This is a genomic window from Martinezella tropici, assembly GCF_008370325.1.
In the GTDB taxonomy this organism is placed as follows: Bacteria; Pseudomonadota; Alphaproteobacteria; order Rhizobiales; family Rhizobiaceae; genus Rhizobium; species Rhizobium tropici_B.
This window is the reverse complement of record NZ_VNIP01000008.1, coordinates 475,345-490,665: the sequence shown is the minus strand read 5'-3', so window position 1 is coordinate 490,665 and position 15,321 is coordinate 475,345. Positions and strand designations below refer to the sequence as shown.

Here is a 15,321-nt window from a genome sequence, read left to right as displayed (position 1 = left end):
GTCGCATTCGACACCCGCACGACTTCTTCAGGTTTAAAGGATGGGAACCATCAGTTCCTGGATAGGACCAGCCGCCCGCGATCCCTCACGGGGCGGCTCTCTGCGGAGGCCGCGTCGCTTAGTGCAGCTCCGTCCCCTGGATCGCGGAAAGCACCCAGTCCGAACCCGGCTTGCGCACGAAGGTCCACAGTTCGGTCGTTTCCGAAGGATTGCGATCGTCGCCATCGACGAGTTTTCCCGTCGTGCGGTCGACCACGGCATCGATGCTCGAATAGTGCATCGCGAGCGTTGCATATTCGGCATTGTCCTCGCGCCAGGCCTCGGCAATATCGCCCTGCAGCAGGCGGACATCGGAAACGCTGTTGCGCACACCATTCGTCGCGTTTTCCCCAAGCTCTTCGGCCAGGTAGGACATCGCCTCCGGCGTGGTCAGGCGGCGCAGCGTGGCATAGTCTTCCTTGCCATAGGCCGATTGGACTTCGGTCAGGAGATGCTCGAAGCGATCGAGATCGGCCTGCTGCAGCCCGATCTCGTCATTGGCTTGGCGTGCTTTCTGCGCGGCCGCCGCTCCGCCGCCGATGGACGGGATGGAGAAGGAAGGACGCTGCGAAGGGCTCGCATTGTTCATCGGATTCACATTGTAGGATGTGCCCGATCCCGGTGCTGCATATTGTGTGCGCTGGCGGTTTGCGAAGAACCGCATGGCAAAGCTGATGAGCAGCACGATCAAGCCGATCTGCAGCAGCATGCCGAGGAAGCCGAATCCGCCGCCGAAACCATGGCCGAGCAGCATGCCGAGAAGACCGCCGGCGATCAGGCCGCCGATCATCGACCCACCGAAGCCGCCGAAAAGGCCCGGACGTTGGGGCGCGCCAAGCGGCGGCTGGGTCGTCGTCTGCTGCTGCGGCCGCTGCGTCATCGTCCGGTCAATGGGTGCCGCCTGCGTGGGCGCTGTCCTCGTAATGGCCGGCGTATCGAAGGTACGCGTCCCACGGCTTCCAAATCCGCTGGATCCAGCCCGACGCGCGTCGGCGGCGTCAAAGGTCGCTACCGACGAAGCGGCGGCAAGGACGACGATTGCTGCGATCTTGGCAAAACGCGGTACTGCACTGAACATTGGCTCTCCTGTCATAGGGCAGAAAGACTAATTGGCCCGAATATGGGGATGCCGGTTCACGATTGTAAGGTGCGATTTTAAGTTGACGCAGCTTGAAAATCTCAATCCTGAGCATGCCGATTGCGCGAGCGTGCGGATGATTGGCCGCAACCTCCGGAGACGACGCTAGTCTTCATCAGCACCTTCGGTCAGACCGTCATAGACTTCCATCAGCGCATTGGTGATTGCCTGCCCGAGCGCATTGCCGGCCGCGCGGACATCATCGTCCGTGCCGTCCCGCGCGGCTCTTGCCAGCTCAAAGCCCTCATTGCTGATGATCTGCTTCGCAACCTCGATGGCCCAAAGCCCGAAATCGCCACGATTGTCTACCTTGATCTCGTGTTCCATTGCCTGTCCCATTCACTCATCATGAGCAAGCCTCTATAGCCCCTCCTTGCGAAAGACCAGCCTCGATTACGCCGCCACAGCCCGGATCCGCGTGGCGAAAAGGCGCGCTGGAGTTCCCGATTCCGGCCTTTTCAGCAGATTCGCATGCGTCTCCGGATGCAGCCAACCGCTCTCCCGCTGGCTGCCCGCTTGTTCTTCAACTGGAAAATCACCCGCGGAAAGCATCCGAAATGGCTTCAATACGTCGGAAATTGTGGAAATGCAGGCATTCTCGGCCTTTCCGGGCAGGACCCCAGGTGACAATGGGCACCGGCAATGGAAATGATTCCGGCGTCATCAATGCGGGGGAAGCCTCATGACCACTACCAATGAAATCGCAGATCAGATTGCCGCAGAGCATAAGCTCACCAAAGTTCAGAGCAAGGCAATCGTAGAAGCCGTCTTTGCAGCTATCACCGGAGCCGCCACTTCCGGCGCCGAAACCTCGATTCCGGGCTTCGGCAAGTTCAAGGTCAAGGACACGCCGGAGCGCGAAGCACGCAATCCGGGAACGGGCGCAACGATCAAGGTTGCCGCATCGAAGAAGCTTGCCTTCACGCCGGCGAAGGCGCTGAAGGATGCGCTCAACAAGTAATCGCAAACTCAATCGTTTGAGCTCAAGCGGCTGAAAGGCTGGCTCGTTGAACGGGTCGCCTTTCAGCCCAGCAGAGCTATTTCCCAAGGGACGCCAGATCGAAAACACCTCGGCAAGATCGCTGACCGAGTGGTCGCCGGTATCTACATCCGGTGCAGTTTCATTTGCCGCTGCTCGGAGAGTTTTGGCTTTTTCCCGCGTAGTTTTCCCTTGGAGCAGGCGAGCGCCACTCCCAGCGATCCGCACGGCTTGTGGCTTCAACTGACCTTGCTTTCGCGAATGCGATCGGCAAGATCCAGGAAATTCTGACGCATGCGGCGCAAGGTGAAATCGAGACCGAACAGGCGGCCCGTTTCGCTAAAATCCATCGATTGAGCCGCCTCGGAGCGCTGAAGAGTGCTGAACGCGGCCTCGAAAGCCCCGTCGCCAGCCGAAAGCACCTCTGGATCGATCTCGCCGCCGGCACGCAGCGCCCGGCCGCACGCTTCCGCGAAGCGGGCCTGAGCCTCGAGCACTCCCCCTGCCTGCGGTCCGATCGCTTCGACGATTGCCGGCGGGAAAGGCGTTTCAACGATGTGGCTGACATAGGTCATGTCGTTGCGAATTCGCCAGAGCGAACGTGGGATGGCTTCCGAAATTCCCTCTTTCGTCAGCCAGAAGGCGCGTTCGCGCTGCGCGTCGGTCAGAAGCGCTTCCGTCGCCATCAAGGACTGGCGCAGCGCGATATTGGCTTGCGAGGCGGAGACCGGTTCACCCTTTTCGACCGCTGAAGCAAGAGTGCGCAATATCTGCGCCATGACGTCGAGAGCCGATCCGAAGCGCTCGAGCACCATGGTCCGGGAGCGCGTCGGCAGGATGAAGAGGCTGGCGAGCACACCGACGACACCGCCCAGGGTAATCTCGGCAATGCGGTCGATCACGAAGATCTCGACTGGAACGGCGGCGGAATGGGTCAGCATGACGATCGCTGCCGTCAGCCCTGCATTGCGCAGGCGAGGCACGCGTGCCGCCACGAAGCTCGAAAAGCCGACGACGCAGATCAGCGCGATCCCGATAGCGAGCGGCTCTTGCGGTGTCACGAACACCGCCACACCTCCAAGTAGCGCCCCGGCGACCGTCGCCACCAAGCGATCGGCAGCCATGCCGGCCGTCGCGCCAACCGAAGCTTGCATGACGATCAGCACAGTGAAGACGGCCCAATAACCTTGCTGAAGATGGAGAAACTGGGAAATGGCATAGGTGATCGTGCAGGCGATCATCACCCGCAGCGCCTGCACCGCTGCACGCTGGGTTTGAATGAGGGATGTTTTGGGTTTTGACGGAGGTTGGCTTTGGCGAGATATAGGCTCGGTCATCGCGCAACTTTTCGTCTGGAAACGTATGCTGACAATGGCCGTTTGGGTCTTGCCCCTCCCCTTGCTGCAATGCCGCCGATCGCCGGGTGAACCCGGCGCTCAAGATGGCAGCGTTCGACATAATATGGAAGATCCCTGACGAACGGCAACCATCAGCAGATTACACGTCTCCTGCCACGCTCCCGCCCGGAAGCACGGTCCTTGGCCGATGGTCACGGATCAGATTTTGAGCTCAAACCGTGGCGGATGCCGCAGATGTCGGCGTCGTCTCATCAACGAGAACCTGCCGCAGCCGTGCTTCCTGATCGGGCGAAAGCGAGGTGCGCAGCAGCCTTGCATGCTCGCCCTTGAACTCGGCAAGCACCTTCTCCGGCTGAACCTTGCGGATCAGCAAGAAGAGGGCGGAACTTTGCGCCGGAATGGTCTCAGCCAGGCGTTTCATGAGATCGTCGTCGATGCCGTAATCGGCCATCGATCCGGCGAGAGCACCAGAACCGGCGCCGATTGCGCCGCCGACCACAAGTCCGGCAAGAGGATTGAGAAACAGCAGGCCAACGAGCGATCCCCAAAGGGCACCCGAAAGACCGCCGCTTGCGGCGCCTGCCGCGGTCAGATTGACGCTCTGCTTGAGACGAACCTTGCCGGACTCGTCACGGACGGCAATGACCGCATCTTCGAGGTCGATCAGATATTCCTTCTCGAGCTGGACGAGACGGTTGAGAACGGCGTCCGCTTTGTCGGCATCATCGAAACCAAGCACTATAAGTTCTGACATCGAAATCCTCCGGGTCGTGGTGTCGGGACAGGAACTAGGCCCTCAAGCCGGTTAGTGAACAGCTGTGCTGATCAACCGGTAAGGATGAGTAGCATTGAACTGCGAGATCATTGCGACAGCCTGCTGCAGCAATTCTTCAGCTTGTTCGGGATCGTCGCGGGCCAGTTCGTCGGCATTGACGCGGATTGCTTCTGCCATGTTGGTGGAAAGTGCGGCAAACTGCTTGTTGCCCTCGACAAGGGCCTCAAGCGCCGTGCCTTCCAGCGTCCGGGCGACATCGATGAGAATTTCCTCGCGCTCTTCGATGCTGAGATCTTCGATGGTTTTGGCTTTATCTTCCATTTTGGTTACTCACTCTTCATAGACGTGATGGCAACCGAGCTCATGAAGCCTCGGTTATTCCTCACGTAGGAAGACGCAAATTCGGGTTCAAGGTTCCCTAGATCGACCCGGTATCGGCGAAATCGTGATCTCGTCGATAGGAGATGGACCTTCGCCACACGCAAAGAAAGATATCACCCTTGCCAATGCGGAACATTGTGGCCGTCGCACGGTTCGATTGATGTGGCCGGACACCTCTCCATTCGGAAAGGTTTTCGTCCGCGCTGCATTCGGCCCACGCTGCATTCGAAATGACGCGAGCTCTTGCAAACCAGACGAACAGGGTAATCGACATGACGGATCCGCGACGAGAAAACCGCAAGACGACGGCTGAGCGCAATACGGGCTCTCCCAGCCATCGGCCGGTGGCAGCCAATCAGACCAAAGGTGAACTCGACGCTGCGTCGGAGCACGCCAAAGAGCGCGGTCCCGACGATCTGCCCAACATCGAGGCAGCGAAGGAAGCGGTGCGTCAGCACGACGATGCCTTCATCGTGAAAAGCGATCTTGAAGACGCCGACGAGCGCGAGGCTTCACCGGCCCCCCGCGAACAACCGTGAAATTGCGCCGGGCCGCCTGTCTCCACACCATGCTAAAAGTAAACTCGAGGAGATCGCCATTATGGATACCGATGAGAACGCCCGCGTTTGGGAACTGGTCGAGAAGATCGGTTTCTGCATGCTGACCACTCAAACGTCCGGCAGCCTGCGCGCCCGACCGATGGCCGCACATCCCGAACCGATAGAGAATGCAATCTATTTCCTGACCGATGTCGCCGGCCACAAGGATGAGGAGGTCGCCCGCTGGCCGAATGTCTGCCTGGCCTTCGCTGACACGAAAGGCCAGAAATATGTCTCGATATCCGGCACGGCGGAAGTCAGCAACGACCGCGAACGGGTGGAAGACCTCTGGACGACAGGTGCGAAAGCCCGGTGGCACAGCGCCGACGATCCCTCTATCCGCGTCTTGAAGGTGACTCCTTCTTTCGCCGAATACTGGGACAGTCCCGGAACCATCATCAGCTACATCAAGATGGCCGCTGCCGCCGTTTCGAATTCGAAGCCCGACATGGGCGAGAATGTGAAAGTCGAGCTTTAGAAGCGATAGATCACCCGCGAGCCATGCCGCGCCAACCAGGGCCGGCATGGTTCGCTCGCGCAGAGCCCGAACCGGCGGGCATGAACTCCTATTCTTCCCATTCCTCTTCATCGGCCGAAAGCAGATCCACCAAAGCTGCCACGTTGCCGGCGGGCAGGTGGCGGCCTTCGCCGATCAAAGCCTCATCGCTGTTTACCCAGGCCCAGGCCTCGGACAATTCCGTCGGCGTTGCGCCTGTTGCAACAATTTCGGCGATAAGGGTCTCGTCCACAGGGCCGAGTACGGAGGTGACGTCTTGCGAGGTCAATGTCATGTCCTGCTCCTCTTCCTGTTTGCCAGACCATGAACATCCTTAAAATATAGAAACTCGAGGATAAACTTCCACCCACGATCAGGCTATGAACACACGAGATATTCTCGCCAACGAACTGAAATAGATGAGTAAATACCCGGTCGTCGGCAACGGAAAATCTTATCCAGTCGTCGCGCAGCGTTTGTTCCGCAATTAAGCGACGGCTTCTCAGACGATCAAGAAATCGGTCCAAGATCGCATAAATCGCCTGCTGATCAGAAAGTCGGGCCAGCCGCGCCGCCCTTCAGCGTGAAATAAGCAAAGGCTGCTACGAAAAATGCAATGACGGCCAGGATCGCCAGCAGACGCCTGAGCCAAGGAGGCGTTTGCCTCGGCGGTTTTGGCTTAGGACGACGTTCAAACTTGATGACATTATCGGACATGACAATCGATTAGCGAAGATCAAACAGTTTGCCAATCCGGTATGGACGTCAGGGGTGACGTTTCCAAAAACGGCCGGACAAAGCGCTCAATTCATCCCAACATTCAATCTTGTCTGCAACGCCGCGGGGGCTGTGGTGGCGGATATCCGATTGAAATCCACCAACTTCTGAAGGTGCCTCTTGAATATCCTCAATAAAATTCGCCCCTGGACGGCGCAGCAGCGTGCATTGATTGTTCCGTTTCCGGCAGAACAGGATCTGGCCGAACGCAAATCCACGTCAACCACCGCCGATGGTCCGATCGTCGCCTTCTTCACCGAAGGCAGTTTTTACGAACATGAAAAGGATCGCATGGTCCGTTCCGCCGAGCGGATCGGACTGAGCGTTCAGGCGATGCCCGTACCCAGCGCGGGTAGTTGGGTGTTGAATGCCGGGCTGAAACCCGGCTTCCTGCTGCGGGAAAGGGCGAGGCTGCGCGGGCCTATGCTTTACGTCGACGTCGATGCGGTCTTCCATCGCAATCCCTGGCCGGAACTTCGTAAGCTCGAATGCGACCTTGCGGTCTATTACGAAGGCAATGCACGCCTGATCAGCGCGACGATTCTCATTAACGATACGCCTGGGGCGGCACGGCTCATCGAGCGCTGGCGGGAAGGATGCCTTGCCAAGCCTGACGTGTGGGACCAGCTCGTTCTCGAGCAGATCATCACCGAAGATGCCGCAAGCGCCAAACCGCAGTTCCAGGTGGTTAAATTGCCTGTGTCCTTCTGCTGGATATTCGATCGGCTCGAAAATGAGCCTGCCAGCGAAATCTTCATCGAGCAGCTGCAGGCAAGCCGCGAGGCGACCAAGCGCAAACGCTGGTTCGGCCGCATCGGCAAACGCCTGAAGCGTCGCCGCGACCGGGTCGAGGAAATCGAGCGCATCCTCGGCAGTCACGATTGAGGCACACTAGCCAGTTGGCGCTTTGACTTCTGCAATCAACGGCAAGCTGCCGGCGGCATGATCACAGCATGTCGCCGAGCGTCCAATGGTTGTTCCATCTGATATCAATCTCGTCCTCGACATTCTGATACCGGATGTCGGTGGAAAGACGCAGTCGTTGCCGCCTGTCCTGGTTGGTGGTCGATGCGTGAATCATGAAGGGCGAATGGAGCATGACGTCGCCCGCCTCATAATCGGCGACCAGCCAGCGCGTATCGAAGCGTTCCGCCATATCGGGCAGATCCTTGGAAACCCAGCCGCCTTCCGTCATGTTGCGGTTATAGGCACTCACGCGCTCCTCGGGACCGAGATCCTTGTTCTGTTCGCTGAACTCGCGCTCCATCTTGACGCCGATGGCATGCGATCCCTCCAGATAGGCAAGGCCGCCCATTTCGACGGGGATATCGCCGATCGGTATCCATGCCGTCACGATCCGGCTCGTTCCGCCGCGCAGATAGACAAGATCGTAATGGGCCGGCGTCGCCGTCGTCGTTCCCGGCCGGACATGGCGCATGATCTTGCGCTTATGCAGATAGGAAATGCCCGACAGGAATTCGTCCATGAAACGCGACATGCGAGGCTGCGCGCAGAAGCCCTCATAGGCGACCGAACGGACGAGCGACATCAGGCAACGATCGACGTCCCTGCCTTCGGGTGCCGCAACAGACGCGATGCCATCCCTCGGATCCGTTCCCTTCTCGATCAGCCCCGTCGCCGCCATATGGCCGAAAACCCAGCCACGAAAGTCGATGACGTCTTTGCGCGGCAGGAAGCCCTTGAGCCACACATAGCCATTCTCTTCATAAAGGCGGCGGATTGCCTGAACGCCGATGCCCGGATCGGTCGGCGTCAGATAACCGAGCCGATCGGGCGCGGTGGAAAGAACCTTCCCGTTGGCGACAAGATTGAGCTCGCGCTCACCAGATTGCATAGCCTGCATGGAAATCGACATTTCACTCGCCTATGGCTCGATGTGATTGCCCATTGAATCTAGCAGTCAGCGATGGTTCATTACATGGACGAAAATCATACTGGACTTTTCGCTCATCATGAGACCGACAGAAGCCGTCTACCGATCACCACTCGCGGCCGCCGGCGGATTAACCATCACCGGCAGTGGAAGGCAGCATGCAATGCACGCCGTCAAGGCGCGGAAGCTGCCGAGCTACGCGGTGGTTCTCGTCGAGAATGGCCAGGGCTTTCTCGAGACCGAGGCTTGCGGTCGCAGGAGCGTGAAAGGCCCGGCCCTCTTCTGGCTCTTTCCAAACCGCCAGCATTCATACGGCCCGGATGCAGATGGCTGGAACGAGCGATGGGCGCTTTTCGAGGGCTCTCTGGTGCGGGACTTTCTGAGGCTGCGCCTCATCAGCGAACAGGACCCGCTCGTCGACCTGCGCAATCTCGATCGCATCCAGCGCTTTTTCGGCGGCATTCACGCCGATCTACTCGAAGATTCGAACCTTGCGAGAGCCTCGGCGGCCGCTTCGCTCCACCAGATCGTCATCGTGGCGGCGCAGCAGGCCGGCAAGACCACGTCTTCCCTTCAGGAAGGAGCGGATATGGGCGAAATCATCGAGGCGCTTCGGCGCAGGGCGACGCAACCCCTCGATATCGCGGCCTTCGCCGCCGAATATGGAATGTCGCCCGCGACATTCCGCAGAAGGATCGCAAGGGAAGTCGGACTGCCGCCGAAAGGCTTTCAGCTTAGGGTGCGCATGGATCATGCCAAGGAACTCCTGGCAACGACAGACGACAAGATCGAGATCATCGCCGCCAAAGTCGGCATTGACGATGCGTTCTACTTTTCTCGGCTGTTCCACGAGCGGGAAAACTGCACGCCGCGCGAATTTCGCTCGCGGTTCAGGAGGAGCTGAACGGTCGAGACTCCGCCCGCCTCGTCGCGACAAACGGTTCACCGCGCGGCCGCGCCGCCGGATGGAATTCCGTTTCAGATTTGGCAGCCGGAGTATCCACTCCCAAATCCTGGTTCGAACATGGTAGCCTGTTTGCCGGTGCTGATGTCGCTGAGCCTGATCTGAAGGCACAGCCGATTATCGTTCCTTAAGCGTTACCCTTTGAGAGCGGACAAGAACGCCCGCTCCTCATCAACGTTCGAAAGCGCGAGGAGTCCGTCATGAATTTGAAAGACGCAACATTGTTCCGGCAAGCCGCATTGGTCGGCGGCGACTGGATCGAGGCCGATCCATCCAATGCGATCAAGGTCGACAATCCGGCGACAGGCGAGATCATCGGCCTTGCTCCCAATCTGGGCGCCGCCGAGACCAAGAAGGCGATTGCGGCGGCCGAAGTCGCGCAGAAGGAATGGGCCGCCCGCACCGCCAAGGAACGCTCCGGCATCCTTAGACGCTGGTTCGAGCTGATGATGGAAAACCAGGATGATCTCGGACGCATCCTGACGGCCGAACAGGGCAAGCCGCTGCCCGAGGCCAAGGGTGAGATCGCTTATGGCGCAAGCTTCATAGAATGGTTTGCCGAAGAAGCTCGCCGCGTCTATGGCGACATCATCCCCGGCCACCAGAAGGACAAGCGCATTCTGGTCATGAAGCAGCCGATCGGCGTTGTCGCGGCCATCACCCCTTGGAATTTCCCGAACGCCATGATCACCCGCAAGGCCGGTCCCGCCTTTGCCGCCGGCTGCGCCATGGTGCTGAAGCCGGCCTCGCAGACGCCGTTTTCGGCGATCGCCATTGCGATCCTCGCCGAACGCGCCGGCCTGCCCAAGGGCCTTTTCAGCGTGCTGACCGGCTCCGCCCGTGCCATCGGCGCCGAGATGACCGCAAGCCCCATCGTGCGCAAACTCACCTTCACCGGTTCGACCGAAGTTGGTGCCGAGCTTTACAAGCAGAGTGCGCCGACCATCAAGAAACTAGGGCTGGAGCTCGGCGGCAACGCACCTTTCATCGTGTTTGACGATGCCGATCTCGATGCTGCCATCGAAGGCGCGCTGATCGCCAAGTTCCGCAACAACGGTCAGACCTGCGTCTGCGCCAATCGTCTCTATGTGCAGGACGGCGTCTATGATGCCTTTGCCGACAAGCTCGCAAAAGCCGTCGGCGGGCTTAAGACCGGCAACGGCTTCGACGAAGGCATCAATCTCGGCCCGCTGATCGACGAGGCAGCCCTTGCAAAGGTCGAGGAGCATGTCGCCGATGCGCTCTCCAAAGGTGGCCGCATCGTTGCCGGCGGCCATCGCCACCAGCTCGGCGGGCGTTTCTACGAGGCGACGGTGCTGGCCAATGTCACGCCGGCGATGGCCGTTGCTAAGGAAGAGACGTTCGGACCAGTGGCTCCCCTCTTCCGCTTCAAGGACGAGGCCGATGTCATCGCTCAGGCTAACGACACCGAATTCGGCCTTGCCTCCTATTTCTATGCCAAGGATCTCGCCCGCGTCTTCAGGGTCGCCGAAGCGCTGGAATACGGCATGGTCGGCGTCAACACCGGCCTGATCTCGACAGCCGAAGCGCCGTTTGGCGGCGTCAAGCTTTCCGGCCTCGGCCGCGAGGGTTCGCGCTACGGCATCGAGGAATTCACCGAAATCAAATATGTCTGCCTCGGCGGTGTCGCCTGAGTTCAAAGACGATTGCCGGGAGCAGGTTTATGGCACCTGCACGAGGCGGCCGCTGCCTCTGATCTCTGAGCGTCGCAGGACCGGATGCCCGTATAACTCGATGTTGCCGCTTCCGCTGATCGATATATCCGCATCGGCAGCAGCGGCAACCTCAGCGTCGCCGCTGCCCCGAACCCTGATCTTTACCGATTGGGCGGCCAGATCTTTCAATCGGGCAGCACCCGAGCCGGAAATCTCAAGGTCGACCGTGTGCGCGCTGCCCGTGGCGGAGACGCTGCCACTTCCGGATATGCTCAAACGCAGATTGGATTGATCGAGCTGCGACAAGGCGAGATCGCCGCTGCCGCGCACCTTCCAATCGGTGACGAGCGGCCCCGACAGGCTGACTTCGAATTTGGAGCTGGACCAACCCGGATCGCAATCCAGGCTCAGCCTGCCGCCTTGCAGCCGCACATGATCGAGAAGTGCTGGATCACCGTTGATGACGGCCTCCGCCTTTCCGCCCGGCTGATACTGAACGGAGGCCGGAATCTCGATCGCCAGGCTGCCGTTGGAGCTGAAAGGCAGGATAACCTGCCGGCTGCCGGATGCAACAGATCCGCAACCGGATTGCATACCACCCCACCAATGCCCTGCATTGGCCCAATCCGGCCCGGAAAGCCCGATGCCGAGCGCAAGAAAGACGAATGCACAAATCAGTCCGGTCGTCGCGACAGTCGCCAATTTCCCGTTCATTGTCCATTTCCTCCAATGGTGTGCAGTCCGCCGCTCAAGCTCGACCCTCGTCTACCTGCGCCAAGCGGAAATGCAGGCGGGCATATTGCCCAAGCATACGGATGCCCAAACTCAGCCCCATCAGCAGCAATGCGCCGCCGCCGACGAAGCAGCTCACCAGCCCGGCACCGATAAGCAGGCGGGCTAGCATGCCGACGGAAGGCAAGCCGATATGGAACAGCACGGTCGTAACGATGATTTTCAGACCGACCGCGCCGACGGCCACCAATGCGATCGCAAGGCCGAGTGTCACGAACGTCGCCGCAAACAGCAGGGGCAGCAGGAAGAAGATGTCGACGATGGCGAGGCCGGCCAGCGCCATCATGGCAGCCAAAAGATTCGGCACGCTCCAATGCGCCTCCAAGCGGCGCAACCCGACATCCGCCCGCAACTCCCGAGCGATCCTGCCCGGATCGCCAAGCGCTGCGGCAACCTCCTCCTCGCTTCGGCCGGAAGCCTCGGATTCAGCAAAATGGGCTGCGTAATCGGCCATAATATCGTCGACCTCATGCGGCGGCAGGCCTGCAAGCCCCAGCCTCAACGTGCGCAAGAAAGCGTCCCTGGTCATGGCAAATCCTCAAGAAGTTTATCGACGGCACCGGCTAGCGAGCGCCAGTCGCGGCGGTGTGCTTCGAAAATCGATCGGCCAAGCGGCGTGAGCCGATAATACTTGCGCGGCGGACCATTGCTCGATTCGACGATGCGGGTGGCGACCAGGCCGTCATTCTGCATTCTGCGCATCAGCGGGTAGATGGTTCCCTCCCCCATCCCAACGGCTGTGACCAGCGTGCTGGCGATCTCATAGCCGTAGCTTTCGCCCCGCGACAGCACGGCCAGGACGCATAGATCGAGAACGCCCTTTCGCAATTGAACTTGAATCGAGTCGGTCATGAACGCCTCTGTTTACAAGACGAATATAACAAGCTACCTGTTTATGCAAGATAGCTCGATGGCTTTCACAGGCGGTAGAATGCCGCCTTCGCGTCATGGGGTTTACAGACCGGCTCGCCTTGCTACCGCAGCCCATAGCGCAGCGTATATCTCTGGTTAAATGGAGCAGTTGTAATGATCCGCTTTTGCCTTGCCCTCGCGGCCGCACTCTCTCTTGTCGCGTCATCGGGATATGCGGCAGGTTTGAAATTCATTCACATACCAGGTGATGCGGAAAACCCGGCGATCGACGCCGCCATGTGGTCTCCCTGCGCAACCCCTCCCACAAGAATAACGATCGGAGGGCGGGCAATGCCAGCAACGCCGGATTGCCCGATTGTGGGTGAGGCGTTACCGCTTATCATCATCTCGCACGGCTATGGCGGCTGGTACCTAGGCCATCACGACACCGCAGAAGCGCTTGCCGACGCTGGCTTTATTGTCGTTGCCATCAATCACCCGCACGCCAATCATGACGACATGAGCCGGGCAAACGGCCTTGGCGTATTGATCGAGCGTCCCGCCGATATCAAGCGGACTGTCGATTTCATGCTTGATGCCTCCCCCGATGCCGCAAGGATCGATCCACAGCGGGTCGGCTTCTACGGATTTTCCCAGGGTGGGTATACGGGCCTCGTCGTCGCGGGAGCCAATCCGGATTTCACCAAGCTGCCGCCACGCTGCGCAGATCCGAAAGCAGCCGGCTGTCCGCCAACTGGTCAAGCTCAGACTCCCAGGCGAGAACCGCCACCGCAGTTGCTAACCCACGATCCCTGCATCAAAGCAATCGTTGTAGCCGACCCATTGAGCATCGTATTCCCGACCGCCGACAGTGTGAAAGATGTCAGAGTTCCGCTTCAGCTTTGGGGCTCAGAACTGGGAGGGGGTGGTGGAGCATCTCCCGAAAATGTCGCAACGCTTGCCCGCCTACTGCCGGAAAAGCCTGACTTTCGTGTCGTCCCCAATGCCGTACATTTGTCGTTTCTGACGCCTTGCCCGGAAATAAGGCCATCGTCTGATGCCTGCACCGATGCGCCAGGCTTCGATCGCGCCGCGTTTCATAAGCAATTCAACGCCGCAGTCGTTGCATTTTTCCGCCAGCATCTGACGCAGCAGTAACGGTAAACATATCGGAGCGCGAAGAGGCATGTGGCGTGGAACCATACGCAGACATTATGTGCGTTGAAACTCGCCCGCGAATCCGATCAGATCAAATCATGGCAAAAGCGATACACATAGCGGCGGCCCTGGTGCTGCGCCCGGATGGGAAGACATTGCTCGTGCGCAAGCGCGGCACTATTGCCTTCATGCAACCCGGCGGTAAGGTGGAACCACAGGAGACGGCGGAATCTGCGCTCGTCAGGGAACTCTTCGAAGAGCTGGGCCTTGCGGCAGAGACGAAGGATCTGACTTTCCTCGGCCGTTTCGAGGCGCCAGCTGCCAACGAACCGGACCACATCGTCGTTGCCGATATATTCCGGCTGCATATGGGCGATTTGGCAATCACGGCAGCGGCAGAGATCGAGGAGATCCGCTGGGTATCGCCCCACAATCCGGGACATATAGCTATGGCTCCCCTGACCGAGCATCATATCCTTCCCCATTATCGCCAGCAGACCATGTCCGCGAGCCGATGATGCGGCTTCACCCGCCCGTTCACCGATGCGCGGCAGACGCTTTGCTCGCGGGCGGATCAGCCGCCAATTGTACGCCGCTGTACATGGACCGAAAGTGAAATTTAAATATTGTAACAAAATGAAAAATTAAAAGATTTCAACTTTAGCGGTGAGCATATTTACTACGAATATGATAATATGCGCAGAATACATAAGGCCCTCGTTATTTTAATTGAAAGTAAAAACAACTTTAGATACATGAGTAAAAAACACGACGTGAGGCCGAAAATGAAAAGAGAAAATACTGCCAGCCACGAGAGGTTTATTGAGCTGACAAGCAAGATCGTCTCGGCCTACGTTCTCAGCAACGCGACCGCGCCGGAGGATTTGCCGAAGCTCATCATAGACACCTATGCCGCGCTTACGGGTTCTCGGCAATCTGAGCCGTCAGCATTGGAAAAATCGCTGAAGCCGGCGGTGCCGATCAAGAAATCCATTACCGATGAATATCTGATCTGCCTGGAAGACGGCGGGAAGTACAAATCGCTGAAACGGCATCTCAACACCAAATACGGCCTGACGCCCGAAGAATATCGAAAGAAATGGGGCTTGCCGGCGGACTATCCGATGGTCTCGGCGACCTATGCAGCCACACGATCGACGCTGGCGAAGAAAGCTCTCCTGGGCCATACCAAGAACGCGACCGATATTACGCCAGATGCTGAACCGGTTCGACGGCAGCGGAAAGCCGGCTGACTTGGAGCAGTTCCGCTTTTCTTCGAATCGCGGCAACGCCCTATCCTCTTATTTCCCAGCGCATTCCGGACCGAAAATTACTGCGTGCGCTCCTGGAAATGCTCTAAGAACGTTTCGCTCCGCCTTCGCGTGGCCCGTCCCGACCGCACCTCGGCGATAATTGCGCTGCGTTGTGCGATCAAAACGCCGC

20 protein-coding genes are annotated in these 15,321 nt (G+C 59.0%); 9 read left to right on the top strand and 11 right to left on the bottom strand.

What is annotated here, in order from left to right; translation table 11 throughout:
• Positions 1–118 precede the first annotated feature (118 nt).
• Together FP026_RS15470 and FP026_RS15465 are read right to left on the bottom strand one after the other, a co-directional pair.
• Complete coding sequence (locus FP026_RS15470) at positions 119–1,117, bottom strand: Tim44 domain-containing protein (RefSeq protein ID WP_149635493.1); 999 nt, start codon at positions 1,115–1,117, stop codon at positions 119–121.
• 165 nt (positions 1,118–1,282) lie between these two features.
• The gene (locus FP026_RS15465; RefSeq protein ID WP_149635492.1) at positions 1,283–1,504 is read right to left on the bottom strand and encodes a hypothetical protein; all 222 of its coding nucleotides are present in this window, start codon (positions 1,502–1,504) and stop codon (positions 1,283–1,285) included.
• Positions 1,505–1,859: 355 nt separating this feature from the next.
• On the opposite strand from FP026_RS15465, the gene FP026_RS15460 reads away from it, so the two are divergent.
• Positions 1,860–2,138: an HU family DNA-binding protein gene (locus FP026_RS15460; protein ID WP_149635491.1), complete on the top strand. Its 279-nt coding sequence runs from the start codon at positions 1,860–1,862 to the stop codon at positions 2,136–2,138.
• Between the two features lie 257 nt (positions 2,139–2,395).
• Here FP026_RS15460 and FP026_RS15450 read toward each other — a convergent pair whose 3' ends face one another.
• The 3 genes from FP026_RS15450 to FP026_RS15440 all read right to left on the bottom strand — a co-directional run bounded on the left by FP026_RS15450 (position 2,396) and on the right by FP026_RS15440 (position 4,610).
• Positions 2,396–3,493: an FUSC family protein gene (locus FP026_RS15450; protein ID WP_149635490.1), complete on the bottom strand. Its 1,098-nt coding sequence runs from the start codon at positions 3,491–3,493 to the stop codon at positions 2,396–2,398.
• Between the two features lie 232 nt (positions 3,494–3,725).
• Positions 3,726–4,268: a DUF1269 domain-containing protein gene (locus FP026_RS15445; protein WP_149635489.1), complete on the bottom strand. Its 543-nt coding sequence runs from the start codon at positions 4,266–4,268 to the stop codon at positions 3,726–3,728.
• A 51-nt stretch (positions 4,269–4,319) separates the two neighbouring features.
• Positions 4,320–4,610: a hypothetical protein gene (locus FP026_RS15440; protein WP_149635488.1), complete on the bottom strand. Its 291-nt coding sequence runs from the start codon at positions 4,608–4,610 to the stop codon at positions 4,320–4,322.
• A gap of 332 nt (positions 4,611–4,942) precedes the next feature.
• Between FP026_RS15440 and FP026_RS15435 the strand changes: the two genes are divergently transcribed.
• Together FP026_RS15435 and FP026_RS15430 are read left to right on the top strand one after the other, a co-directional pair.
• Complete coding sequence (locus tag FP026_RS15435) at positions 4,943–5,209, top strand: hypothetical protein (RefSeq protein ID WP_246665357.1); 267 nt, start codon at positions 4,943–4,945, stop codon at positions 5,207–5,209.
• A 61-nt stretch (positions 5,210–5,270) separates the two neighbouring features.
• Positions 5,271–5,747: a pyridoxamine 5'-phosphate oxidase family protein gene (locus FP026_RS15430; protein ID WP_432444122.1), complete on the top strand. Its 477-nt coding sequence runs from the start codon at positions 5,271–5,273 to the stop codon at positions 5,745–5,747.
• An 88-nt stretch (positions 5,748–5,835) separates the two neighbouring features.
• Here the strand turns inward: FP026_RS15430 and FP026_RS15425 are convergent, their stop codons facing one another.
• Together FP026_RS15425 and FP026_RS30245 are read right to left on the bottom strand one after the other, a co-directional pair.
• The gene (locus FP026_RS15425) at positions 5,836–6,060 is read right to left on the bottom strand and encodes a hypothetical protein (protein ID WP_149635487.1); all 225 of its coding nucleotides are present in this window, start codon (positions 6,058–6,060) and stop codon (positions 5,836–5,838) included.
• A gap of 254 nt (positions 6,061–6,314) precedes the next feature.
• The gene (locus tag FP026_RS30245) at positions 6,315–6,482 is read right to left on the bottom strand and encodes a hypothetical protein (RefSeq protein WP_188112585.1); all 168 of its coding nucleotides are present in this window, start codon (positions 6,480–6,482) and stop codon (positions 6,315–6,317) included.
• Between the two features lie 180 nt (positions 6,483–6,662).
• Here FP026_RS30245 and FP026_RS15420 point away from each other — a divergent pair, with 180 nt between their 5' ends.
• Positions 6,663–7,427: a putative nucleotide-diphospho-sugar transferase gene (locus FP026_RS15420; protein WP_149635486.1), complete on the top strand. Its 765-nt coding sequence runs from the start codon at positions 6,663–6,665 to the stop codon at positions 7,425–7,427.
• Between the two features lie 61 nt (positions 7,428–7,488).
• Here the strand turns inward: FP026_RS15420 and FP026_RS15415 are convergent, their stop codons facing one another.
• Positions 7,489–8,418 (bottom strand): phytanoyl-CoA dioxygenase family protein, encoded by a 930-nt coding sequence (locus FP026_RS15415; RefSeq protein ID WP_149635485.1) that lies wholly within the window; start codon positions 8,416–8,418, stop codon positions 7,489–7,491.
• A gap of 97 nt (positions 8,419–8,515) precedes the next feature.
• Here FP026_RS15415 and FP026_RS15410 point away from each other — a divergent pair, with 97 nt between their 5' ends.
• Together FP026_RS15410 and gabD are read left to right on the top strand one after the other, a co-directional pair.
• Complete coding sequence (locus FP026_RS15410; protein ID WP_149635484.1) at positions 8,516–9,340, top strand: helix-turn-helix transcriptional regulator; 825 nt, start codon at positions 8,516–8,518, stop codon at positions 9,338–9,340.
• Positions 9,341–9,600: 260 nt separating this feature from the next.
• Positions 9,601–11,055: an NADP-dependent succinate-semialdehyde dehydrogenase gene (gene gabD / locus FP026_RS15405; protein ID WP_149635483.1), complete on the top strand. Its 1,455-nt coding sequence runs from the start codon at positions 9,601–9,603 to the stop codon at positions 11,053–11,055.
• Positions 11,056–11,082: 27 nt separating this feature from the next.
• On the opposite strand, the gene FP026_RS15400 is transcribed toward gabD, so the two are convergent.
• The 3 genes from FP026_RS15400 to FP026_RS15390 are packed head-to-tail and all read right to left on the bottom strand — an operon-like array spanning position 11,083 to position 12,720.
• Positions 11,083–11,790 carry a GIN domain-containing protein gene (locus FP026_RS15400; protein ID WP_149635482.1) on the bottom strand — a complete coding sequence of 236 codons (708 nt, stop codon included), beginning with the start codon at positions 11,788–11,790 and terminating at the stop codon, positions 11,083–11,085.
• Between the two features lie 34 nt (positions 11,791–11,824).
• On the bottom strand, positions 11,825–12,397 hold the full coding sequence (locus FP026_RS15395) for a DUF1700 domain-containing protein (RefSeq protein ID WP_149635481.1): 573 nt from the start codon (positions 12,395–12,397) through the stop codon (positions 11,825–11,827).
• Positions 12,394–12,720: a PadR family transcriptional regulator gene (locus FP026_RS15390; RefSeq protein WP_149635480.1), complete on the bottom strand. Its 327-nt coding sequence runs from the start codon at positions 12,718–12,720 to the stop codon at positions 12,394–12,396. The genes FP026_RS15395 and FP026_RS15390 overlap by 4 nt, the downstream gene beginning before the upstream one ends.
• A 174-nt stretch (positions 12,721–12,894) precedes the next feature.
• On the opposite strand from FP026_RS15390, the gene FP026_RS15385 reads away from it, so the two are divergent.
• From FP026_RS15385 to FP026_RS15375, 3 genes are all read left to right on the top strand, one after another.
• Positions 12,895–13,878 carry an alpha/beta hydrolase family protein gene (locus tag FP026_RS15385; protein ID WP_149635479.1) on the top strand — a complete coding sequence of 328 codons (984 nt, stop codon included), beginning with the start codon at positions 12,895–12,897 and terminating at the stop codon, positions 13,876–13,878.
• A gap of 98 nt (positions 13,879–13,976) precedes the next feature.
• Positions 13,977–14,396 carry an NUDIX hydrolase gene (locus FP026_RS15380; protein WP_149635478.1) on the top strand — a complete coding sequence of 140 codons (420 nt, stop codon included), beginning with the start codon at positions 13,977–13,979 and terminating at the stop codon, positions 14,394–14,396.
• A 177-nt stretch (positions 14,397–14,573) separates the two neighbouring features.
• A complete protein-coding gene (locus FP026_RS15375; protein ID WP_348642317.1) occupies positions 14,574–15,131 on the top strand; it encodes a MucR family transcriptional regulator in 558 nt (185 codons plus the stop codon).
• Positions 15,132–15,321: the final 190 nt, after the last annotated feature.